Genomic DNA, 21,321 nt, shown 5'->3' on the forward strand with positions numbered 1-21,321 from the left:
CGGCCGCCCCTGTGGCGGCCGTCAGCTTGAATGCTAGCCGCCGCAGGCGGCTTCCTTATTGGGTGGGGGAGCGGGTTTTTCCGAAGGAAAAAGGGGCGGGCGTTCCGCAGCTTCCAACATGGGACCAGCCACCAGCCAGGCGCGAAGCGCCCGCGATTTTGGCCCGTTTTGAGTTGTCCACAGGCTAAGACGTTACACCAACACGTTAAACTATTATCTTTAGATAATCAGTTAAAACGTTAAGGGTTGCGCAAACCCTTGCCTAGCTTGGCCTTTCTGGGCTTTCGTGCAGGTGATACCACGAACTTTTGCAGGTGATACCCCGATAGCCCGTGCAGGTGATACCACGTGCCTCTGTGCAGGTGATACCACGATGGCTGGGGAAAATCGGCCAGATAGAGCCACCAAAGGCGCTTCTTGCAGTGTTACGGCCGGAAAAAACCAAGTGATACCCCTGTTGCAACCCCATCACAGGCCTGCCTATTCCGTAGGCATACGTTCTGACTTGCAGGTGATACCACGTGCCCTGGCCTGGAAAATGGGTGCGTGTGGGCACGCTAAGTGGCTGCTAGAGCAAGGTTTCTTCGTCTGGGGGGGAGGGCTTCGCCTTCTTGCGTTTCCCCACCAGCTCGGCAAACGGCCGATTGTCCCACTGCGGGGGGTTTATGCCGCCTTGTGTGACCCGGCGCCGGGGGTTCTTTTTCGGCTGAAACCCGGGATCTGAGATAGCCAGTTGCGACCGTGATACGCCGCGCACCAGTTCATCTCCTTCCTCATTGCGCCCAAGGGAAACCTGATATCCAGGCAAACCTTTGTTACTCTCATCATCGCTATTAAGGCGTTTGATGATTTTACGCACATCAAGAGCGAAGTTAGACAACCGTTGTGGGCTGCCGCTCTTCGTATGTAATTGCTTCATCGTGAACTGCCAGCCAAGCTCCTGCTGCCCGGCGTGTTTGCGGAACACGCGATACAGCCAACGCTCAAGCCCGCTCGTCAGCAAAAAGTAATCGCTATCAATCGACAGCACATAACGGTGATTGATGACGCCTTGATAAAACCAGTCGGGCAGCACAATCACCCAACGGTCATCATTAGGGTCTTCCGTGTTAAATTCACCGAAGAACTGAAGCATGTTAAAAGTGATCGAAGCTTTATTTCTCCGACCCCGTTTCAGTGTCTCGTCATCGGCCCGAATGTTGGTCTCTACCATCGTACCGACTAAGCGCCGCATAGCCGCTTTTAGGTCTTCATAATCGCGTCCGCTTGTACCTCGGCGAATAGATTTAAGTAGGTTGTAGGGATGAAATACGAGCCGGTTAGACGTTTCCTGCCCTCGGTCCTGTGCCTCACGAATTTGCGTAGCAGCCCATATCAGCACGTCATGGTCGTAGATCGTGCACATACCGGTTTCAGAGTTCGCTGTAACTGTAACGAACTTATCGCCCACCTGATACTTGATTGGGTCTTTACGCGGTGTCTTTCCAAGAGAACATAAAGGGTTCTCCATCAAGTCTTGTTGATCCCTAAAAACGATATCAACAAAGTTGGAGACAAACAGCTCTAGTTGGCTGTCCCCTTCGGGCGCCGGGCGGGTGGCGGGTGCTTTCATCGAGAACAAGCCTATGCGGCCTCAGCCAAGCCGTCACGCAGAAAGGCTGTTAAAGCCTTCTACAACGTCACGAATTTGCGACGCTACAATTTTGCGATATCATAAAATCACAGCGTCATAGCGTTATAACTAAGATTTCTTAGCCTCAGCCTGGGCAATGATCTCCGCAATGGACGGATAGGCTCGCTTCTTTAGCACCAGATCAAGACCTTCAATAAACAGGTCATGCTCTTTAACGCGGTGATGATAGCAAATATCCCGGAGCACTTCTTTCACCGCAGGGTGCAAGTAGAACGGCGTAGCTTTTGGTTTAGTCGTTGTTTTGACGGGTCGGCCACGCTTAGGAGCCTGTACCTCAACAGGTGCCTCTTCGATGATTGCACTTGTTGCAGGTTCGGCGCCAGGCACGTCCAGTCTCACTGCGTCCATATCAAAAACGGATGGACCTTGTTGCTGACGACGGCTCACAGGATTGACCCTTTTGTTTGTTCGTTGACCCACTCAAGCAGCTGTCGAATTTCTTGAGCTGCTGGGCTACCAGGCGCCCACTCTGTAACTCCCTTCCCGTCCGCATAAGCATCCTGGTAGTCGGCCCGGCGCACGATCCGTACTGGCGCAACGGGGCCAAGCGCCGACAACCCGGTTGCCATCTTCTCGGCTCGGGGGTTGTTCGGCTGCGGCGGGCAATTGTTGAGGAGGAAGCCAAACTTAGCCTCGGTACGCATCACAGCCTGAACCGTGGGCCTGACGGCCCCGAGGTCGATCCTGGTTGGAGCCAGCAGGATCACGGCGAAGTCTGAGGCTGCAAGAGCGGCATTCACGGTGGCGTTGTCCGCGCCGGGCGTATCCAGCACCACCAGCGTAACACCCTTCTTTTCTAGGCCACGCAGCATCTGCGCCATCTGCGCTACCTTGTCCGCTGGGTACGCCTCAACAATCGGATTGTTCGGGTGCGTCACCGGGCTGGGGTTCGAAGCCGACTTGGGCAGAACGCGTTGCTCCCGCCAAACCATAGCGGACCGCTGAAAATCCAGGTCGAACAGAACCACCGTCTCTCCGGCCTCGGCCGCCGCCACCGCAAAGGACGTGGCGAGGGTCGTTTTTCCGGCGCCGCCCTTCTGGGTGGCGAATGTGATGATACGAAGCATGAGGCTACCCTAACGGCCACGGCGGTGGAACGCCATGAAATTGCGGCACCTTAGTGTCACGACGCTTCAGCATTGTGATTTTATGGCATCCTAATTTCGTGATATTGTAAAATTATAGCGTTTCGACATTGGGCGCATGGGTTGATTTTCTGCCGTAAATGGCCTGAGCATGCTAGATACGTATCGCCGCAAGGCATGGGGTCGTACAGTACGAACAACCTACAATAAGAAAGCGAAACCCATGAAAGCGGCACTCGTGCTGCTAGTCATGTGGCGAAAGCTAACCATTCGGTTAGGTTTTTCGTTCACATACGAATAGCAAAAGGCCCCTGCTGACACAGGGGCCTTTTTGTACGAATAACCGCAAGAAAGCGATACACACACAATTACACGCAACTGGGTATTGTTCAATTATTTTCCTCTTTTTTCGTGGGTAATAAGCACGCGTAGCCGTCGCGCTGCTTCTCTTTGAGCTTGTGGTCACAAGCTATGCGGGCCTCGTCCTCGGTGGCAAATAGTCGGATTTGTACCTGCCCCGGCCGTCCGATCCGTCCCCATTCGTACACTGCCGAAAACCCGAACAGGGACGGCTGCACGTCCACGCGGTAGAACCTCCGCATGTTGGCGGCCTCGTTCACGCGGTACAGCTGCACAACGCTCATGCGCTCGCCTCCATGCGCTGACGCACTTTTGCGATGGTGCTGCGGCTGCACCCGGTTGCGTCCATGATCGCCTGCCAGGACGCCCCGGCACGTAGCATGGTGGCGATCCCGGCGTTGCGGGCGGCGTTCTCGGGGCGACCCTTGTAGAGGCCCGCCGCCTTCGCCTTGGCGGTACCCTGGGCCTGGCGACGCCGCCGGTCCTCGTAGTCCTTGCGGGCGACAGCCGCCAGCACGTCCAGCATCATCGTGTTCACGGCTGCGAACATGCGGCCGGTGAACTCGTCCGGGTGCGTGGCCAGGCCCCATGAGGTCGGCAGGTCGAGGGCGACGATGCGCACCTGCTTCGTGTCGATCTCCGCCCGCAGCTTACGCCAGTCGGCTTCGGTGAGGCGCGAGAGGCGGTCCACCTGTTCCACCAGGAGCACGTCACCAGGACGGCAGTCGGCCAACAGGCGGAACAGCTCCGGGCGGTGCAGCTTGGCCCCGCTCTCGTTCTCGATGTAGCGGGCCGCGATGGTGAGGCCATGATCAGCCGCGAAGGTGTCGAGCTGCGCATGCGCGCGGGTGGCGTCCTGGTCGGACGTGGAGGCTCGGAGGTAGGCGCGGACGAACATGGGCAACAATCTTTTTTACGTGGTCCACTATAAACAGTCTGTTTTAAGTCGTCAAAAGGTATTTATCATACTAGCTAAGCCATAGTCCGTTTAAGGTACACCTTAAACGGATCATGTCTGGACATGAATTATGGACGGGGGGTGGGGCCGCTGGCGAGAGTAGCCAGCTAATTTATGCTCGCAGCTCAGTTCGCAGCTGTTCCAGTGCCGGACTGGTCCCATATGCGACTTCACCACAGCTAGTCCGAGCGAAGGCCCGACCAATTGAAATCCCCTGTCCAGCAAGTTGCCTTGGATCAAAGTAAGCTGAGACCGATTCCCTAACTTCTAATCGACGGGGCCAAGGTTTTCCGTCAATTAATATTGGATTACCAATCACGAACCGAGCACCTTTATCAATATTTTTGGGTCCGTCCGTTAATCCAACTTCTGTAATTGTCACTGGGAACGTACTGAGGTTCACAACCTCAATAGAAAACATTCTATTACCCTGAGGGACTGATATGGCGTCGGCAGGACGAACCCGCAGACGTACCCGGCGTGCATTGATCGTGTTCCAGGTATTCATGATGCCAAGACCGGCACCGAGCAGTGCCGCCCCGAGGGTAATGAAGTCTTTCCAAGGGAGTTGATCGAGGCCCATGCTGGCTCCTTTCTTGTAGTTGATAAAGGACATTATCACCCAGAGCGGGGACCGGTACCTATGATTTCCGGAGAGGTGTTTTGGACCTCAGTTATGGGCGTGGGAAGGAAGCGACGGCAGCTAGCCGTCAGACCGCGCATAACTTGTGAGTTATGAGCATGAACGGGGTGATAGTGCCCCTTGGCCAGTAGGCGTTGTAAGCTGGCGCACCAGTGCATCATCTCATTGGCTCAACCATGTCGTGCCGCCATCAGTCCGACCACCAGACGCCGAGCTCGTTGCAGGCTGCACCGAGTTCAGCCCGCAAATGGCAGCGTTGGCCGCGGGCGCTGCCTTCAGCCTGCAACGACAACCCTGACCGGTCGTGGGTTCGTATGCGAGCATTGCTCGCTGCAGCCCTCGGCGGCCTGCTCGTCCTGGCTGTCGCGGTGGGTGCGCTCGAGCACTAGCAACACTGCGATAGATACACGTCAGCAGCATATTGCACCGCAACGATCTTCCGGGTAGGGTCCGCGCACAAAACTGGACCCGGTGAAAATCCGGGTGGCTCTTCCGGCCGCCGATCCGCCGGACAACGCAATCATGGGCTCTGTGTCGCGGTCCTCAGATGAGGCCGACCCGCCCTGTTGCGAGCCCCACGCGCTGAACCACGCGCCTGGGACGAAGAAAGCCTTACATACTCATGGATCTGGTCCATCTACGGAGCGAATGGGCTCCGAACGTCACGCGTGAGCTGCTGGCGGGCGCTGTTGTTGCGCTTGCGCTCATCCCTGAAGCCATCGCGTTTTCCATCATCGCAGGCGTTGATCCGAAAGTCGGCCTCTACGCCTCGTTCTGCATTGCGGTCGTGACCGCCTTCGCCGGGGGACGCCCGGCAATGATTTCGGCCGCCACGGGCGCGATGGCGCTCCTGATGGTCGGCCTCGTAAAGGATCACGGGGTCGGCTACCTGTTCGCCGCCACGATCCTGACCGGCGTCCTGCAAATCGTCGCCGGAGCCCTTCGGCTCGGCAACCTGATGCGCTTTGTCTCGCGCTCGGTCGTGACCGGGTTCGTCAACGCCCTGGCGATCCTGATCTTTCTGGCGCAGATGCCGGAGTTGATCGGGCAGGGAACCACGGTCTACCTGATGACAGCGGTTGGCCTGCTGATCATCTACGGCCTGCCGTACCTATCCAAGGCGGTGCCCTCACCGCTGGTCACAATCATCCTGCTCACGGCCGTCTCGATGTATCTCGGCCTTGGCATCCACAAGGTCGGCGACATGGGCGCGCTGCCGAGCGAACTGCCGTGGGTGGCTCTCCCGCAGGTGCCGTTCACCTGGGAAACCCTGCAAATCATTCTGCCGGTCTCGCTGACGCTGACCATGGTCGGCCTGCTGGAAAGCCTTATGACGGCGGCCATCGTGGACGAGATGACCGACACCACCTCGAACAAGAACCGCGAGTGCGCGGGGCAGGGGGCGGCCAACATCGCCTCCGGGTTCCTGGGCGGCATGGCGGGCTGCGCGATGATCGGCCAGTCGGTTATCAACGTATCCTCCGGCGGCCGGGGGCGTCTGTCCACGCTGTTTTCCGGGGTATTCCTGCTCTTCCTGATCGTGGTGCTTGGCCCCTACGTGGCGCAAATCCCGATGGCGGCGCTGGTCGCGGTGATGATCATGGTCTCGATCAACACCTTTCAGTGGAAGTCCTTCCGCACGCTGGTCACGCACCCGAAGTCGTCCAGCTTCGTGATGCTCGGCACGGTGATCGTTGTGGTCGCTACCCACGACCTGGCCAAGGGCGTGCTGTTCGGGGTGATCCTCAGCGGCCTGTTCTTCGCCCACAAGGTCACCAAGTTCTTTGGCATCGCCTCCTCAAGGGACGAAGCTACCGCCGTGCGCACGTACAAGGTCACGGGACAGATTTTCTTCGCGACGGCTGAGGCATTCCATTCCGCCTTCGACTTCCGCGAGGAGGACTTGCAGGGCGTGGTGATCGACCTCTCTGCCGCGCACTTCTGGGACATCACCAGCATCAACGCCCTAGATCGCGTCGTGCTCAAGTTCCGCCACCACAATATCCCGGTGGAGGTGATCGGCATGAATGAAGCGACGGCAACCATGGTCGAACGCCTCGGCACCCACGACAAGCCGGGTGCTGCGCTCGCCACACCAGGTCACTGACTGGCAACCCGGAGTGTGGGCGCGGTGACCACCGCGCCCCTACCGCACGTGCAAGCCTCAATCACAATCTGGCTCGCCGCCTACGTCGCCGCCGGGACGTTCTACGTCCTGCGCGGCTTGGGTGCGGAGGGAGCACGGAGCAGGCAGGGCGAGTGGAGCGGTCTAGCGCTTGTCGCTCTATGCTGGCTGCCCATCACGGTCGGCAACCTGGTCACGTTGCACCGTACTCGCTCGATCCCGGCCGTCCTGGCTAGGTTCAGCGTGGAGACTGTGCCCCCGTTGGTCCTGCTGCTGGCGATCGTCGCCGTGGGTACCAGCCCATAACTTATGAGTTATGAGCATTGATGAGTGTAAGTTTCGCACCAGCCTCCCACACCCCAAAAGCATTCCGAACCGCACCACATGAACGACAATGCAATACTTATTCGAAACTCGGGGTATTAAGCTCTGGGCGGGCATACGGATTGTTATAATATCCCTTTAAGTCCTTACTTTCAGTATTTGCGTAAAACGTCCCTACGCTTCCATACAATGTTGCATCAACAACTTTTTCTGTTTTTTTGAGCCAAGTGTTAGATGGCTCAAACATATCCGTAATTCGCTCAAACATAATTGTAACTTCAGCATATATTTCTTTTATAAGATCCAACTCAAACTGCCTTATCAAGCCGAAGAACGTATCCTTGGGTATATATAAGGTTAGATCTGGTCGTTCTGACATCGGGTGCCCATTGTCGTCGCTTGGCTTTACTACAACATTCCAGTTTGAGCCTATACCATTGGGTGCAAAAGCAGGCTCAAGCATTACATTTACCGTGCGGCAAAATTCATCATCGGTTTTGACAAATCTTACTGTGGCGGCGCCAGCCAGCGCTATTTTTGGAGTATCGTAATCAGGGCTATTTTTATCGATTTGTTTATAGTGACTACAAGAGATCGTGAAGACATCTAAAGCTACCTTATGCGGCCACTCTGTTTTTGCGGCATCCATCATCTGCATCTCCATCCGATAATGCTGCGATTAGGAAGGCACCAACACTGACCACAATGATATCATCTACGTGTTTTTCTATTTCCGGCGCGGGCGGTTGATCAAATTTAAATTAGACGCGCGCCTTAGACCTTCTAAAAAGGTCACTGACCCGTAAAAACTGTCAAGGGGTACAAAAAGAGCTTCTTGGTCAGCCCACTCTCGCATAACTTTTTTACAATGATCCTGCCAAGATAAGACCTCTACCTTCCATCCAAATCTATGCAATCGTTTTATATCTGAGAAAAATCCAATACCTTCTTCAAATCCACTGCCATCACCACTCAATAAAACAATTGTTTCCGGCGGATCGTAATCATATCCAAGTCTGAGCATTCTTGCTTGCAGCGCTTGATCAACAGCTTGCTCTTTGCCTGACGCAGCTCCTCGCTCGTAAAGCTCAGGACTTTTTCCGGTGAGCCGCTTAATATGGCCCCAAACACTGTCTGTGGGCGGGGGAACCGAGCCAACACAGAATACTTGTTCTATTTGCCGCCCATCAGCGGCCAGATCTATTAGGTTTTTGAAATTTATTCTGAAATATCCAGCCTTGTACTCCAGTTTGTCGCAAACGTCGCGACCAGATACGAATATATTCGAGTTATCCCAGATGATGTGAACTCTATCCGGCAACTTTTCCTCCCACGCTACCGCCGAGCCTATACGAAGCGCTGAAGAGAAAACAGCTCCTTTCAGGAGGTATCGCGTGAAGAGTGAAGTTCCGCTTTAAGCTTCTCGCATCGTGACACGCGAAACCCATCCGGTCCCGCACAGGGCGATAGTTTTTCAGTCCTGGGGGAACAGGATCGCGTCGTAGTCCTGCGCTCCGTTGAGGACGTGCAGCACCTCGATCACCGCTGCTTGCGCATCAACGCGGTAGAAAATCAGGTAGTCCCGATGCGGGCGGCGGCGAATGCCGCTGCTCTCTCGGCCAGGGACGAGGGGATAGGCAAGAGGCGCGGTGGCCAGCCGCGTGCAGCGGTCTTCCAGCTCGGCCACAAAGGTCTCGGCCCGCGCTGGGTTGTCCCGGCGGATGAAGCGAGCGATGTGCAGCAGGTCGCCAATCGCCTGCTCGGTCAGGACCACCCTCATCCGCGTGGGCTGGTCTCGTCATCGGCGAGCTGGGCGCGGATACGGGCGAAGGCTTCCGTAACCGGCACCACCCGCCCGGCCTCGGCGTCGGCGATCCCACGAGCCAAGGCGGCATCAAGAGCCTTGAGCTTCGCAGCCTGGTCGCGGTCGGCAAGGTAGCGATCCCGCACCAGGTCGCGGATATACTCGCTCGGGGTGGCAAAGGCCCCCTCGCGCACCTTCTCGCGCACGTACTGTTCCAGCTCGCGGGTGAGCGTGACGGTCATCTGACCGCTGGGTGTCGCCATGGGTTCGGCCCTCCTTGTGCAACTTTATAACACACACTGATAATCACTGTCTAACAGTGCGCGCCGTCTGCGGTCTTGCAAGTGATGAGAGCGGTACAGCTTCCGCAATAGTCAAGAGTATGAGCCGAGCTTCAGCCGATCATGTGAAAACTGGCTGGCGCGGGTATGATGGCAGCCGAGAGAGTGGCTGCCAACAATCGGTGTGTGGTAAATACAAAAACTACTATGTTTTGTTTTCTGTTTTATCAAAATCATCGCGGATTTTCTGTTTCCACTCTGGCTCTGTTAGAATGACTGAGTGCGGTACAGTAGATCTGACTATGCTATTTTTGGGAAAGAAGTCATCTTCCCAAGCTCTATCTCGTAATTCATCAGGGAACACGTTTACATGCTTCTCTGGATCAAAATAACTTTCACTCACAAACCTGCCCGATGATCTAAATACAATACTGGAACGATCCAGATACGGCGGATTGTTATTTCTAAAATTCATAAATATGGTTGGCAGCCTAACAACCGTATCTCCAACATCATCAATCTCAATGATGTCTCTGTAACTTATACTGCATGTATTACGAAAAAAATACTGACAGTGCGGAGGCAATGTTTCCCAAAAATCGACTATCTTCCTTATTTCCTCATAACGGTTTGGTTCAGCTTGCATCTCATACCATGGGTTTTCCTGCTCTTGTGGCATAGAAAAGTTTATTTTCGAGGCTATATCCCATTCTCCAGTTTCAGGATTATGATATGCCCAAAACTCTTTTAGAATTACCCGCAAACCAAATACACCTAGTCCTAATGAATTTACGGCCACCCATAGACTTTTTGAATCTTTCAATGTCTGGCCATCGGAAACAAACGGATATCTTTCATCGCTTATATCGCGCAGCAAAACTGGTTCATGATGGCCATCAATGTCGATTATCTTTTTTATTTTACGTTTTATAGCAATTGTGCGCCGAATATCAGTTGCTAATTTTTGCCTTCTAATTTGTAATGATATGTTGAAATATGCGAAAAGCAGATTGTCGTTTTTTGGCTGATACAGCATATCTTCAATTTCAGCCTTACCCCAAATGTGACATTCGGAGACGTTGTGGGTGAAACACCAAGAACGTACAACGTCGCGAGTTGCCTTAGAAAAATCGCATGATGCAACGAATATCAAACCATACAGCCCAGATCGGCTTTCTTGAGGAATAGCCTCAAGATGAGCCTTCATTTTACTCGGTCCGATACCCTTTTCACGCTTGCATTGTATTAACCAAAGGCGATCACTCGCCACTTCTTCTATAGAGCTGTCACTATCGTCCTGTAATGGGATATCGCCACTCGGGACTATTTCAAATCCCCTAGCATCAAATCCATCATCTGAACCTGTTCGGCCTGTTGCTTCGAGCTGGCGCCACGGCTTAAAGTCATAAGCGAGTTGACGCGCCAAGTCCTCAAAGCGCTTCGGTTCCAGATGCTCAAATGGAAGGGGGTTGAGGGTTCGTGTCGTTGTAGGTGTCATTCTGTCACCTTACTCCTAAACGTTCAACAATTCTCCCCAACGCGTGGTGTAGCGCGGCGAATGGAACTCTGCCTTGAGCTTCCACCCACGATCAAGCCCGCTACAGGCGAACCGCACACGATCCCGCCCATGCCGAGCGTTGAGCTCGTCCACCAGCTGCATCAGGCGCACGCGCTCGGGGCTGTCTGGCCGCAGGAACAGCGAGCCTTGCACACTGGCGGCCGGGGCCAGGTCGAGGAACAGCACCCCCGTTTTCTTGTACCGGAACCCCGGCCGGTAGATCTGCTTCAGCCCCCACAGGGCCGCGCGGATCAGGCGGCCGGTGTCGGCTGTGGCGATCGTCAGCTTGACGCCTCGGGTAGCGTAGTACTGCGGCTGCTCGGGCTTGTGCTTGTTGGTCTGCACCAGGACCATAATGGCAGGCGTGGCTAGCCCCTGCTTGCGCATCTTCTCGGCCGAGCGGGACACGTAGGAGGTCAACGCCTCGGCCATCTCGTCGTAGCCCTCCACGTAGCGCCCAAAGCTGCGCGAGGTGCATATGGTTTTGCTGTCCGGGCTATCCTGTTCAAGATCGATGCAGGGGGTGCCCTGTAGCTCCATGACGGTGCGTTGCAGCACCACGTTGAACCGCTGGCGGATCATTGTCGGGCAGGCGTCACGGAGTTGGAGCGGGGTGGTAATCCCGATCTCCGCGAGCCGCCGGGGCAGGCGGTAGCCGACGCCCCAGATGTCATCGAGGGCGAGCCGTGCGAGCGCGGCGGTCTGCTTCGCCTCGGTATCGAGGTAGCACACGCCCCCGCTGTCAGGCGTCTTCTTGGCGGTACGGTTGGCGACCTTCGCCAGCGTCTTGGTGGTGCTGATGCCGACGCACACAGGAATGCCGACGCGCTGAGCCACCGTCTCCCGCAGAGTGCGGGCGTGGCCCTCCGGATCGGCAAAGCCGGAGAGGCCTAAAAACGCCTCGTCAATACTGTAAATTTCCAGGTCAGGGGTGAACTCAGATAGGACCCGCATCACCCGCGCGGAAATATCCCCATACAGCGTGTAATTGCTGCTGAAGATATGCATACCCCACTTGGCCCATTGGTCTTTATTGAGGTGGTAGGCGTCGCCCATCTTCACGCCGAGGGCTTTAGCCTCGTTACTGCGGGCAATGGCGCAGCCGTCGTTGTTGGATAGCACCACAACCGGCAGGCCGTTGAGCTTGGGCTGAAACAGCCGTTCGCACGAGGCATAGAAGTTGTTGCAGTCAACAATAGCGATCGGGCTGCCCATGTCAGTCGGGCAGTATCAATGCACCGTCAGCAGCAAGCGCAAAGCCGGGGTTCCAGGCGATTTCCCATAGGAAGCCCTCCGGGTCGGCGAAATGGCCGTGGTAGCCGCCCCAAACCGCGTCCTGGGCGGGCTGCGTGATCCGGGCTCCGGCGGCCTCTGCCGCCGCCAGCACAGCATCCACCTCGGCGCGGCTGTGGGTATTGTAGGCCAGCGTGAACCCCTGCGACGGCTGCGCCTGCACCGGCACCCCGGCATCGTGCGCCAGGTCGGCACGCGGGTAGAGCGACAGACCGAGGCCCCCGAGCTGAAAGAACGCTACGCATTCGGCTGCCTGGACCTTTCGTGGCCAGCCGAGGGCTTCGTAGAACGCTGTGGCGCGGGTCAGATCCGCGACGCCAAGGGTGATGAGGCTCAGGCGGGGTTCCATGGCTAGAACGTCCGCGAGAGGCCGGTGACGACGCCCCACACCTGAAACTCCGCCTCCTCGGGCACGTCGATGTCAGGGAACGCGGGGTTCTCGGCCTTGAGCTTCACGCGGTTGCCGCGCCGCTGATAGGTCTTCATCGTGAAGTCGCCATTGAGACAGGCGACCACGATGCAGCCGTTGCGGGGTGCGGTGCCCTTGCTCACCACGGCCACATCCCCGGGGAACAGACCCCGGCCGGTCATACTCTCCCCAGCGACGCGCACCAGGAACACGTCGGCGCGGCCGATGCCATGCAGCTCGTTGAGGTCAAGCGCCCGGTCTAGGTGATCCTCGGCCGGAGAGGGGAACCCGCAAGCCACGGCAGCGGTCACCAGCGGGGCGCTGGCACTGGTCCGCACCTCGCCCCGCAGAAAGCCCCCGATGCCGCTGGCGTTGCCGCCACGGGCCTCGGCGGCCCGTCTGGCGGCCTCGGCGATGTCGATGGGCAGGCGGACGATTTTGGTTGGCTCGCCGGGAGGCTTACCGGCGCCCTGCCGCTGGCCGCCCCAGCCGGTTCTTTTGCTCTGCCGCATGGGGCCACCCTCCATCTTGAAATCAGTTACGGATATCAAGATGCAAGAACGCCTTGAGGTCCAGAGAGTTTCTTGTGTCAATGCATGTTTGATGGGCAGGGGTGTGTTTTATGGGGATAACTTTTTTCGAGAAGATCGACCGTATCGGGCCGGTGGAGCGTTGTGCGTGACTAAATAGATGCGGGGACAAACCCCACCAACAGAAAACGAAGGATTACTAATTATGTACCAAGCACTAGACAAGTTCATGAATATCGAAACGTGGCACTCCTACCACCCCTTGGATGAAGCGCGGTTCTTCCAAGCCCTGCACACCATCGTCCACGAACCCGACTTCAACGCCGATCAAATGGCGGAGTACATGCGGGAGAAAGTCGGGATCGATCGCAACGAAGAAGAACATCCTTACGCGAAGGCTATCGAGCATTTCCAGGCTGCGGCCTGGGCGGTGAGGCAGTACCTCGACGCAACTCAGAACTAAGACAGCGCGCCCCTCTACGGAGGGGCCGCACCTATGCCAGTGTCACGGCCTCCAGAAACGCCGTGTGGAAGCTTTGGCGCATTGAGACGGGCAAGGCGGCGTCGGCCGGGATCGAGAGCGTCAGGGTACTGCCCCGGCGCTCGGCGGCGAGGTTGTCGAACTGGTCGAGGCGTATCCAGTAGCTTTCCGAGCTGCCGCCCGGGTCGAGACAGGCAAAGTAAACCGTTATGTGAAAGAACCGCGCAAAGGTCCGCATACGCCTGATCTCGCTCAACTCAAATATGAAGTGCTCGTTGTAGAGCGATTTCACCTTAACATCGAAAGCTATAGCACCGACACCGGGCACACCCACCACATAATCCGGGCGCTTGATCTCGCCCCGTAGATGCTCGGGCACACTCATGGGTGTCTGGTCGAGGTAGACGTGGGGCAGGCGGCTGGCATCGAGCCACACCTGAAAGCGGCGCTCGCCCTCGTCACCCTTGGCCTGGTCGGCAGGATGGATCGGACGGGCGGTGATGGCAGGCGCGTTATACCGGCTCTTGTGCATGATTTCTTATGGTCGAAACAAACAAACCGCCCTGACAGGCGGTCGTTGTTTTAGTATTCCGAGGCTAACATGATTGTTAGCACCCGACTTGTTTCGGGGTCTTCGGGGTCGGCGTGCCACTCTATCTGCCGGTCGTAATAGTCAATCTTCCAGACAATCTGTACGCCGTTGTGCTCGAAACTCCCGCATTCGTGCTCCCCTTCGGTATCATCGTCCTCGGTGAACGCATCAAAGGTTCGCACTTTGTGCATCACTGCGCCGAGGTCGGCCGGTGATAGGGCTGCAATGCCGGAGGTCAGCACATAGGAGCCGCCAACCATGGATGTTCTGAACGCATCGTTTAACTTGATGACCTTTGTATTTTCGTGTTTCACTCGTTTTGTCAGTCTTTGATTTTAGTCGATTTGGGATTGATGGGGCTTCTTGCGAAGCCCGATTGCTAGCGAAGGCTTGCTCCGATAATCACTCCTGCGAAGAGGATTACCGAAACCTTCAGGAGCGTTAGTGAGGATTGAAAAATCCATCTCACTAGCGCTCTTTTTAGTCGTCTTGTCATGTTACTCACCTCCTTTCTGATAAGATCAATATTGCACAATGTTTAATATTACACAAGATATATATTACACATTATATAATATTTATTGCGGTAGTCTCGTGCATGATCTACAAATACCTATAGGAATGAGCCAGCAACCCAGTACCCCGACAGTACCAACCGCCAGCCAGTGGCGGGCAGCGCGTGCCGCCCTTGACCTGACTGTGCGCGAGGTCGCGGGAGCGATGGACGTTTCCACGCCCACCATCGTCAAGCTTGAGGCCGGTGGCGAGGTCCGGGCGTCGGTGGTGGAACGGCTGCGGGCGACGTTCGAGGCGCGCGGCGTCTCCTTCACCCCGGACGGCCGGGGGGTGAGCTGGTAGGCAGACGCGCGGCGGAGCCTGCGCAAAGGGCGGCTTGCCGCCTATGGCAGCCCCGGGCCGGGCGTCCGGGCCGGGGTCAAGCCCCTTGCGGGCTTGAGGCCGGTCTGGACGGCTGGCACCACTAAGTAAACTTGGCCGCAGGCCGCCGCATGGATGCGTCAGTGATCGTCACCCGAAGGGCCGAAACCGCGCAGCGGGTTCGGGGAGCCGCCGCAGGCGGCGAGTAGAGCACGCCCCCGCAGGGGGACGCCCGGCACGTCGGCCGACACCCGCAACAGTCACAACCTACCACCCTGCGGCTGCCGTCCACTGGAAGGCAGCTGGATCGCGGGCGGCTATTGACGGGTGCTGCCAGTGGCAATCTCAGACGCGGAAAGCCGGGTGTGGGGTGGCTAGCCCCGCTTCGGCGGGCGTAGCTCGGCGAACACGGCGCCGCAGGAGCCGCCGTCACTTCCAGGAGAATTCCGGGAAGTGACGGCGGCGGTTCGCAGGCTCACCGGCCGCGAGGTAGGGGCTAAGGACCCACGGTGAGAGCCGCGAACCAGGAACCACTTCTAGCAGCCCCCCTGTCAGAAAAGAGTGAAGGCGAGTGACAGAAGGTGGTGCCAGCCGCTTACCAGCGCGGCTGGTCGGTCACAGTCCGGCCGGGCACGTCTAGCCTGGCAAACAGCGACACCCCCGGCCCTTGGGCCACGAACTTTTCAGACAAATACCTTGGCCAGGATCGGCCGAAAGCGAGCAGGGCGTATCCCTGCGAACCTACCGCGACAGAGGCACCCCACGGGCACGCATGCCGGTAGCTCCCGAAGATGGAGACTGATTTAGAGAACCCAAATAGTGGTAATGACGGCTGGAATACGAGGAACGGCCAACCTTCACCCGGGGGACAGATTGGCGACTTAGAGGAGAGGCGAAAGAAACCCAAACTTAGACGGTTATGGATTGAGTACCCCGACTTTTACCGCAGCGATGCGGGCTGACCGGTAGGCTATATGCCCCGGCGGCAGTCAAATGCACTAACCAAAAGAAAGTAAGTGGCGTGGACCCTCTCGCCATGGACTTAAAACAGATGGGATTGAACAACGGGGGTGGAGCCTTCCACACCCGTGTTCAACGCACCCGAGGCTTTGTGCTCATTGCCCGCGAGCTGCGGGCAATGGGGCACGTGCTGCCCTCGGCGCGGTCCATCAAAGAAATTCACGTTCAGAAACTGGTAGCGAAATGGAAGGCGGATGGCCTGGCCACCGGCACCATCAAAAACCGCTTGAGCTGGATGCGCACCTGGTCGGCCAACGTGCGCAAGGGGAGCGTGATCCCTAAGAGCAACGCTGATGTTGGCATCGCCCTCCGGAACACATTCACCGGCAACCGCGCACACGTCACCCCGAAGGCTAAGCTCGCCAAACTGGACGAGCGCATGCAACTCGCGGTTCGGTTGCAAATGGCCTTCGGCATGCGGGTGGAGGAGAGCATTCTGTTCCGGCCGGAGCAGGCCATTCAGGGCAACGAGCTGCACATGCAAGCGACCTGGTGCAAGGGCGGCCGGGCACGGGTTATCCCGGTCTTTCACCCCAACCAATGGGCGTTGTTGGACGAGCTGCGCAGCGTCGTCGGCACCGGCTGCCTGGTACCGCCAGGTATGAAAAGCCACGCTTACCGGGATCAGCTGGATCGTAAGACCTGGGCAGCTGGCATCCATGACAAACACGGCCACCGGCATTGGTACGCGCAGCGCCGGTACGAGCTGCTGACCGGCCGACCATGCACGGCGGCCGGGGGCAGGCCCTGGGAGCAGCTGACGGGGGCAGAGCGCCGGGCTGACTGGCACGCCAGACTGACCATTTCCCGCGAGCTGGGCCATGAGCGGCGGCAGATCACCGACGCATACCTAGGGTATCGGTTCGCCAGCCGGAAAGGCGGCGCATGAGCGGTCGGGTGACGGCCCTGATGCCCGAGCTGCAACGGGTAACGAACGCGGCCCGAGAGGCCAAGGCCGAGGAGCTGTACGGCCTTGATCGGCTACGCGAGGCCATGACAGCCAAGGCCAAAGCCGGGTTTGACTTCGCCCAGGTGGACGCGCCGGACGGCCTCGATCTGCGCCATACCCGGGCCGCTGTGGCGGCCTTGGAATGGCTCAGCAGCCGCAACTTCCACATCAACTGGGAAGCCCGCGCGGGGGGTGTCGGCGGGGACGGCGCCACGTCCTACAGCCTGCGCATCAGCTGGAAGCCGCTCGCCCTCAAACCCTAGCCTGGCGCGGGAAAGGGGGGGCTGGCGAGCAGGGGGATAGGGCCGGGCGCGGCGACGGCGAGAGCATAAGTCGGGGCGCGCGAGCCGTGGAGGACGGTTTTTGCGAGCTAGTGAGTAAAAAGTTGTTAGCCGAACAGGCTGCAAACCTCTGCTAGCGCTTAGGTTTTACAGGCCACACCTCGGGCGCTGTAGGGGGGTCAATAGCGGGGGTACTAGCGGGGGACGCTACGGCTTTTGCAGCGTCCTTGGCCGCCTTCGCTGCCACCTTCTCAGCACTGAGATTTTTGAAGTGCGGAGACAGCTTCTGTAGCTCCTCATACAGGTACTCGGTCTTGCGTTGCGTGAGGTGATGAGCGTCGGTGGCAAGCCCAACCTCACCGAGGGCGTATGCCAAATCCCCTTCTAATTTTCGGCGTTTAGCTTCGGCCTCCATCGCGCGCACCGTCATCGCTTGTAGCTCCTCGGTGAGGTCGCTTTCGGCTTTCTGGTGAAGGCGAATTCGGAAATCCAGGTGGTGCAGCCGGTTCATGGTATCGGTCAAACCGTCGATCAGCGCCGTATGGATTTCGGCGCGCGAGGGTAGATCCTTACGGTCCCACGGCCATTTCCCGGTGGTCTTATCCCCTCCGTTCCAGGCCTTCTGGGCATGGACGCAGAGGGTGAAGAGGATTTCTTTTAGGTTGTCCCGCTCGTGCCGGGCGTTGATAACTTCGGTCTCCAGTGTGCGGATACGTCCCCGGCCCTGCCGGGCTTCCTCATTGGCGAGAGCAAGCTCCTCACTGAGACTGCGGAACCGTGGTTTGCCATCAGCTGGGGGCGCCCAAGCGGCCGGGTTGGTCTTCTGTTTGCGGCGAAACCAGCTTAGCATTTCAGCCCCCGCCCCGCCGGATCGCCTGCAATGGACGACACCACTTCTCGGGCTGCTTTTTCTGCCAACGGCAAAGCTTCTCGGCAAGCATCCTCTGATCGTGATCGGGTAGGCTTCACAGCCGGGGCACGGCCCGCCTGGCCAACGCCACGCTCAACCATGAACACGCTGCCTGCCGTCAGCATCCCAGCCGCACCAGAGCCGGAAAGAGCGGCTTTTAGTGCCGCACCTCGGCAGGAGCGGCCACTACCGCCACCCCCGGGACCGACACCACCAACCACAACCACAGCGGTAGTTATTGCACCTAAACCGGTTGTGCCGCTGCTCCAAAAATACGGCACGGCTGACAAGGTATTTCTCGGTACGGTTGCACCGTCCGAAGCCGAGCTGGAACAAGCTGTGATGGCCTACCGGGCGAAGCTCTACGAACCTTGGCAGCGGTTTCCCTGGTCCATTTATCCCAATTGGATGCGCGGCGGCACGGTAGCTCAAGCTGAAACGATGCTGCGGGTTGCAGTAGCAACCGGCACACAACTAGCCCCTATGACTAACACGAAGGGGCTAGTTACGACCCATGGCACAGGCGTACTGCCATTTCAGGAGGACAACCTACAAATTTCAGGCATCCTGCCGTTCTCTCCGTACCTCCTCGCTATTAAGAGCATTCGACAACATCAAAAGGCTCGCGCTTTAGGAAAGTTTCTTGAAAATCCTGAGCTGATGCCACTGCTGGAAATTTATGATGATCGACAGCATACCCCCGACTTTGCAGGCTGGATGAATTACTTAGCTATCATCGAACCTGAGTTCACACATAAATTGCGTGACTGGCGCAGGCCAGCACTTTTTCCAGCACACCCGCGCAAGTTTCATTCCTACATTGCTGCCCCCAACGGTTGGGGCAAGTCCGAGCTGCTGAAGGCGTTGGCCTTCCACGACGTTCAACACGAAACCGGCGGCCTCGTGGTCATTGATCCCATTGGCGACACCGCAAAACAGATTGCCCGCTTCCCCGATCTGGCGACAGGTGAGCGCCTGGTGAAGCTGAAACCGGGACTGATCCCCGACCATTTTCCCTGCATCAATCCGCTGGAAAAGCCGGGGCTGAACCAGGACCAGAAAGCGGCCTACGCTGAGACCCTAGGCGCGACGCTGGCGCTCATCAGCGACAACCCCCTCACTGGTCCCATGACAACCCTGGCAACGGCCTGTGTGCGGGTCCTGCTGGATCGGCCCGGATCAACGTTGCTGGACCTCGCCGATCTGCTGCTAGACCCGCCTCGGCCTGCCAAGAACGGCCAACCGGAAGAGCCATCCCCACGCACACCGTTATATCGGCTTGCCTGCATTCACAGAGACCCGGAGATTGCGAAGTTCTTCCGATATGAATTTGATGCGGGGATTTATAAAAACACCAAATCAGGCCTGCGTAATCGTCTGCGCGGTCTATTGTTGCTTCCGAGCTTCCGGGCGATGACCTGCGGCCCTTCAACCGTCGATCTGGAAGCAATGATGGAAGCCCGCAAGGTGGTGCTGTTTGATCTTTCGCCTCTGGGCAAGCAAGGGCGGTTTGCCTTTGGGCGGCTGTTGCTGAGCTTGATTGAAGATATTGGCCTTCGGCGTGAGCGTTTGGAACGTGAGGACCGGACATCGGTGCAAGTTATCATTGATGAAGCTTCGTTCATGATTAGCCCCACGCTCATTTCAATGATTAACAACCTGCGCAAGTTCGGCATTCACCTGACACTTGCCCAACAGGTTGCTGGGCAGAACTTGGATACAGATAGCAAGCGCGTCCTGTTAAGTGTCGGCGTGAAAATCGCGGGGTCTGCGGAACGCTCCGAATTAGCGCAAATGTTCGGTGAGCACGCCCGAGAGTTGGGTGAAATCAACCGCGGCGAGTTTTGGGTAAAATGGGGTGAAGCTGCGCCGGTACGCCTAACTGTGCGATCTGACCTTGCCGATAAAACTTACAACACCACGGAAGAGGAGTGGCAAGCGACCATCGCCACACAGGCGCAATTCTATCGCTTGCGTCCCGAGGCAGACACGAACACCGAACCGGAGGAGACAGAGGCTCCGGAAACCTCTGAAGCGGCGCCCTCGGGGCGCCGTCCGGGCCGTGAACAGTGGTCACATCTGCCGAAGAATGCCCCCTGGCAATCCCTCAAGGTCGAGGGCTAACCTGTGAAAGCGTTTACAGAGGGCCACGAACGAGTTTTGCATAAGCTGGCCGCGCACCGATTGCTGAGCATCAAACAAATGCAGGCGGCCGGGGCGGGCCGCGACGCAAAACACCTGCGTTTGTTGGTTCAAGATTTACGCACACAAAAGCTGGTGCGGGCGCTCCCTGACGAAAACCGCAAGGGCGAGGCGGCCGTCACCCGGTTCAAGCCCGGCGAGGGTCGCCGGGCGCTGCTCTACTACCTCAGCCCGGCCGGGGCGCGGGCGCTGGGCGAGCTGACGGGGCAGCCGCCCCCCGAGGTCCGGGCCAAGCCGTACAATTTCAGCTCAAAGGTCGAGGAGTGGGAGGCGATCACCGACACGCACCTGGCCTTGGACGCCTGGTGCGGGGCGGCCGGGGCGCGGCTGGACTTCTTCCAGGCCGATTTCCAGCCGGGGGCCGCGGGTCTCGAGCGGGCCACGCGAATGCCGTTCGTGGACACCACCCAACGCCCGCCGGCGCCGGACAACTTCACCCCGGATGCGGTCGCGGGCCTCACCCAGGCTTCGGGGGCCATTCAGCTGTTGGTGGTGGAGGTCTACACCGGCGGGTGGCAGTCCCGCGTGGGCCATTTCCGCGATCAGCTGCCGCACCTGGCTACCGTGGCGATGCTCGGGGTGCCGGAACGACACTGGCGGCTGGATCAGCTCGGCCGATCGGCGCGGTATCTCATCCTGTTTCGCACGGCGGCCATGCGGGTCGAGGCCCTAAGCCGGTGGCCGGATTCTGGCGCAGAACATTGGGGCCGGTTCTTCATAAAAAGCCTGGACGAGCTGGCGGACTTCAACGGCGGCTGGCACCAGCCGAACGGGGCGCGTCGCGCCCTGTTCCATGGATAGCCCGCGAAGCGGGACAACACTGCCCCTGCCTGACGGCTGGGCGGCCACAGGAGCCCCGCAGGGGCCGTTCTGGCTCATCAAACGTTCCGAGCTACGTTTCAGAGCCACAAAGGCCTGTAGGAGGCTCCTAGGCGGCCCAACCTACC

At 58.0% G+C, this 21,321-nt stretch carries 24 protein-coding genes and 1 other annotated feature; of the genes, 7 read left to right on the forward strand and 17 right to left on the reverse strand.

What is annotated here, in order from left to right; genetic code table 11:
- Positions 1-568: 568 nt before the first annotated feature.
- From QR78_RS33230 to QR78_RS34445, 6 genes are all read right to left on the reverse strand, one after another.
- The gene (locus tag QR78_RS33230) at positions 569-1,612 is read right to left on the reverse strand and encodes a replication initiator protein A (RefSeq protein WP_082171637.1); all 1,044 of its coding nucleotides are present in this window, start codon (positions 1,610-1,612) and stop codon (positions 569-571) included.
- Between the two features lie 129 nt (positions 1,613-1,741).
- Positions 1,742-2,080, reverse strand: a complete 339-nt coding sequence (locus QR78_RS34440) for a hypothetical protein (protein ID WP_125900959.1) — start codon at positions 2,078-2,080, stop codon at positions 1,742-1,744.
- Positions 2,077-2,760, reverse strand: a complete 684-nt coding sequence (locus QR78_RS26360) for a ParA family protein (RefSeq protein WP_048430571.1) — start codon at positions 2,758-2,760, stop codon at positions 2,077-2,079. The genes QR78_RS34440 and QR78_RS26360 overlap by 4 nt, the downstream gene beginning before the upstream one ends.
- A gap of 407 nt (positions 2,761-3,167) precedes the next feature.
- Positions 3,168-3,422, reverse strand: coding sequence for a WGR domain-containing protein (locus tag QR78_RS26365; protein ID WP_048430572.1), 255 nt, complete (start codon positions 3,420-3,422; stop codon positions 3,168-3,170).
- A complete protein-coding gene (locus tag QR78_RS26370) occupies positions 3,419-4,036 on the reverse strand; it encodes a recombinase family protein (protein ID WP_048430573.1) in 618 nt (205 codons plus the stop codon). Before QR78_RS26370 ends, QR78_RS26365 begins: the two co-directional genes overlap by 4 nt.
- A 172-nt stretch (positions 4,037-4,208) precedes the next feature.
- A complete protein-coding gene (locus QR78_RS34445) occupies positions 4,209-4,679 on the reverse strand; it encodes a hypothetical protein (RefSeq protein WP_125900957.1) in 471 nt (156 codons plus the stop codon).
- A gap of 521 nt (positions 4,680-5,200) precedes the next feature.
- Positions 5,201-5,256: a sequence feature (sul1 is cis-regulatory element that is thought to sense ions involved in sulfur or methionine metabolism; They are found in Alphaproteobacteria), on the forward strand.
- Between the two features lie 105 nt (positions 5,257-5,361).
- Between QR78_RS34445 and QR78_RS26375 the strand changes: the two genes are divergently transcribed.
- Entirely contained in the window at positions 5,362-6,846 is a 1,485-nt protein-coding gene (locus QR78_RS26375; protein WP_048430574.1) for a SulP family inorganic anion transporter, read from the forward strand.
- Positions 6,847-7,267: 421 nt separating this feature from the next.
- Here the strand turns inward: QR78_RS26375 and QR78_RS34450 are convergent, their stop codons facing one another.
- The 8 genes from QR78_RS34450 to QR78_RS26405 all read right to left on the reverse strand — a co-directional run bounded on the left by QR78_RS34450 (position 7,268) and on the right by QR78_RS26405 (position 13,045).
- Positions 7,268-7,840: a hypothetical protein gene (locus QR78_RS34450; protein WP_125900955.1), complete on the reverse strand. Its 573-nt coding sequence runs from the start codon at positions 7,838-7,840 to the stop codon at positions 7,268-7,270.
- 75 nt (positions 7,841-7,915) lie between these two features.
- A complete protein-coding gene (locus QR78_RS33240; RefSeq protein WP_158004079.1) occupies positions 7,916-8,509 on the reverse strand; it encodes an NYN domain-containing protein in 594 nt (197 codons plus the stop codon).
- Between the two features lie 153 nt (positions 8,510-8,662).
- Positions 8,663-8,968, reverse strand: coding sequence for a type II toxin-antitoxin system RelE/ParE family toxin (locus QR78_RS26385; RefSeq protein ID WP_048430576.1), 306 nt, complete (start codon positions 8,966-8,968; stop codon positions 8,663-8,665).
- Positions 8,965-9,255, reverse strand: a complete 291-nt coding sequence (locus tag QR78_RS26390) for a type II toxin-antitoxin system ParD family antitoxin (protein ID WP_244276338.1) — start codon at positions 9,253-9,255, stop codon at positions 8,965-8,967. Before QR78_RS26390 ends, QR78_RS26385 begins: the two co-directional genes overlap by 4 nt.
- Before the next feature lie 223 nt (positions 9,256-9,478).
- Entirely contained in the window at positions 9,479-10,771 is a 1,293-nt protein-coding gene (locus QR78_RS34455) for a PDDEXK family nuclease (RefSeq protein WP_125900967.1), read from the reverse strand.
- Positions 10,772-10,786: 15 nt separating this feature from the next.
- Positions 10,787-12,046 (reverse strand): Y-family DNA polymerase, encoded by a 1,260-nt coding sequence (locus tag QR78_RS26395; RefSeq protein ID WP_048430577.1) that lies wholly within the window; start codon positions 12,044-12,046, stop codon positions 10,787-10,789.
- Between the two features lies 1 nt (position 12,047).
- Positions 12,048-12,473: a VOC family protein gene (locus QR78_RS26400; RefSeq protein ID WP_048430578.1), complete on the reverse strand. Its 426-nt coding sequence runs from the start codon at positions 12,471-12,473 to the stop codon at positions 12,048-12,050.
- Positions 12,474-12,475: 2 nt separating this feature from the next.
- Entirely contained in the window at positions 12,476-13,045 is a 570-nt protein-coding gene (locus tag QR78_RS26405) for a LexA family protein (protein ID WP_048430587.1), read from the reverse strand.
- Between the two features lie 247 nt (positions 13,046-13,292).
- Here QR78_RS26405 and QR78_RS26410 point away from each other — a divergent pair, with 247 nt between their 5' ends.
- Positions 13,293-13,526 carry a hypothetical protein gene (locus QR78_RS26410; protein WP_125900965.1) on the forward strand — a complete coding sequence of 78 codons (234 nt, stop codon included), beginning with the start codon at positions 13,293-13,295 and terminating at the stop codon, positions 13,524-13,526.
- 31 nt (positions 13,527-13,557) lie between these two features.
- Here QR78_RS26410 and QR78_RS26415 read toward each other — a convergent pair whose 3' ends face one another.
- Positions 13,558-14,076 (reverse strand): hypothetical protein, encoded by a 519-nt coding sequence (locus QR78_RS26415; protein WP_048430580.1) that lies wholly within the window; start codon positions 14,074-14,076, stop codon positions 13,558-13,560.
- 50 nt (positions 14,077-14,126) lie between these two features.
- Positions 14,127-14,450, reverse strand: coding sequence for a DUF3768 domain-containing protein (locus tag QR78_RS26420; protein WP_244276337.1), 324 nt, complete (start codon positions 14,448-14,450; stop codon positions 14,127-14,129).
- A gap of 406 nt (positions 14,451-14,856) precedes the next feature.
- Between QR78_RS26420 and QR78_RS35150 the strand changes: the two genes are divergently transcribed.
- From QR78_RS35150 to QR78_RS26435, 3 genes are all read left to right on the forward strand, one after another.
- A complete protein-coding gene (locus QR78_RS35150) occupies positions 14,857-14,994 on the forward strand; it encodes a hypothetical protein (RefSeq protein ID WP_158004080.1) in 138 nt (45 codons plus the stop codon).
- 1,054 nt (positions 14,995-16,048) lie between these two features.
- Positions 16,049-16,921, forward strand: coding sequence for a phage integrase N-terminal domain-containing protein (locus tag QR78_RS26430; protein WP_244276336.1), 873 nt, complete (start codon positions 16,049-16,051; stop codon positions 16,919-16,921).
- On the forward strand, positions 16,918-17,244 hold the full coding sequence (locus QR78_RS26435) for a hypothetical protein (protein WP_048430584.1): 327 nt from the start codon (positions 16,918-16,920) through the stop codon (positions 17,242-17,244). Before QR78_RS26430 ends, QR78_RS26435 begins: the two co-directional genes overlap by 4 nt.
- A 151-nt stretch (positions 17,245-17,395) precedes the next feature.
- On the opposite strand, the gene QR78_RS34460 is transcribed toward QR78_RS26435, so the two are convergent.
- A complete protein-coding gene (locus tag QR78_RS34460) occupies positions 17,396-18,112 on the reverse strand; it encodes a hypothetical protein (protein ID WP_125900963.1) in 717 nt (238 codons plus the stop codon).
- 30 nt (positions 18,113-18,142) lie between these two features.
- Here QR78_RS34460 and QR78_RS34465 point away from each other — a divergent pair, with 30 nt between their 5' ends.
- Together QR78_RS34465 and QR78_RS26440 are read left to right on the forward strand one after the other, a co-directional pair.
- Complete coding sequence (locus QR78_RS34465; RefSeq protein ID WP_125900961.1) at positions 18,143-20,296, forward strand: type IV secretory system conjugative DNA transfer family protein; 2,154 nt, start codon at positions 18,143-18,145, stop codon at positions 20,294-20,296.
- Between the two features lie 36 nt (positions 20,297-20,332).
- Entirely contained in the window at positions 20,333-21,175 is an 843-nt protein-coding gene (locus tag QR78_RS26440; protein ID WP_048430585.1) for a hypothetical protein, read from the forward strand.
- Positions 21,176-21,321: the final 146 nt, after the last annotated feature.

The sequence above is a fragment of the Methylobacterium indicum genome (genome assembly GCF_001043895.1).
Lineage (GTDB): Bacteria > Pseudomonadota > Alphaproteobacteria > Rhizobiales > Beijerinckiaceae > Methylobacterium > Methylobacterium indicum.

Excerpts from the sequence above, each read along its gene's own strand:
- QR78_RS33230 (WP_082171637.1), bottom strand. The coding sequence starts at position 1,612 with ATGAAAGCACCCGCCACCCGCCCGGCGCCCGAAGGGGACAGCCAACTA.
- QR78_RS26390 (WP_244276338.1), bottom strand. The coding sequence starts at position 9,255 with ATGGCGACACCCAGCGGTCAGATGACCGTCACGCTCACCCGCGAGCTG.
- QR78_RS34455 (WP_125900967.1), bottom strand. The coding sequence starts at position 10,771 with ATGACACCTACAACGACACGAACCCTCAACCCCCTTCCATTTGAGCAT.
- QR78_RS26415 (WP_048430580.1), bottom strand. The coding sequence starts at position 14,076 with ATGCACAAGAGCCGGTATAACGCGCCTGCCATCACCGCCCGTCCGATC.
- QR78_RS26430 (WP_244276336.1), top strand. The coding sequence starts at position 16,049 with ATGGACTTAAAACAGATGGGATTGAACAACGGGGGTGGAGCCTTCCAC.
- QR78_RS26395 (WP_048430577.1), bottom strand. The coding sequence starts at position 12,046 with ATGGGCAGCCCGATCGCTATTGTTGACTGCAACAACTTCTATGCCTCG.
- QR78_RS35150 (WP_158004080.1), top strand. The coding sequence starts at position 14,857 with ATGGACGTTTCCACGCCCACCATCGTCAAGCTTGAGGCCGGTGGCGAG.
- QR78_RS34450 (WP_125900955.1), bottom strand. The coding sequence starts at position 7,840 with ATGATGGATGCCGCAAAAACAGAGTGGCCGCATAAGGTAGCTTTAGAT.
- QR78_RS34460 (WP_125900963.1), bottom strand. The coding sequence starts at position 18,112 with ATGCTAAGCTGGTTTCGCCGCAAACAGAAGACCAACCCGGCCGCTTGG.
- QR78_RS26370 (WP_048430573.1), bottom strand. The coding sequence starts at position 4,036 with ATGTTCGTCCGCGCCTACCTCCGAGCCTCCACGTCCGACCAGGACGCC.
- QR78_RS34445 (WP_125900957.1), bottom strand. The coding sequence starts at position 4,679 with ATGGGCCTCGATCAACTCCCTTGGAAAGACTTCATTACCCTCGGGGCG.
- QR78_RS26400 (WP_048430578.1), bottom strand. The coding sequence starts at position 12,473 with ATGGAACCCCGCCTGAGCCTCATCACCCTTGGCGTCGCGGATCTGACC.
- QR78_RS26385 (WP_048430576.1), bottom strand. The coding sequence starts at position 8,968 with ATGAGGGTGGTCCTGACCGAGCAGGCGATTGGCGACCTGCTGCACATC.
- QR78_RS26375 (WP_048430574.1), top strand. The coding sequence starts at position 5,362 with ATGGATCTGGTCCATCTACGGAGCGAATGGGCTCCGAACGTCACGCGT.
- QR78_RS34465 (WP_125900961.1), top strand. The coding sequence starts at position 18,143 with ATGGACGACACCACTTCTCGGGCTGCTTTTTCTGCCAACGGCAAAGCT.
- QR78_RS26435 (WP_048430584.1), top strand. The coding sequence starts at position 16,918 with ATGAGCGGTCGGGTGACGGCCCTGATGCCCGAGCTGCAACGGGTAACG.
- QR78_RS26410 (WP_125900965.1), top strand. The coding sequence starts at position 13,293 with ATGAATATCGAAACGTGGCACTCCTACCACCCCTTGGATGAAGCGCGG.
- QR78_RS26365 (WP_048430572.1), bottom strand. The coding sequence starts at position 3,422 with ATGAGCGTTGTGCAGCTGTACCGCGTGAACGAGGCCGCCAACATGCGG.
- QR78_RS26405 (WP_048430587.1), bottom strand. The coding sequence starts at position 13,045 with ATGCGGCAGAGCAAAAGAACCGGCTGGGGCGGCCAGCGGCAGGGCGCC.
- QR78_RS26360 (WP_048430571.1), bottom strand. The coding sequence starts at position 2,760 with ATGCTTCGTATCATCACATTCGCCACCCAGAAGGGCGGCGCCGGAAAA.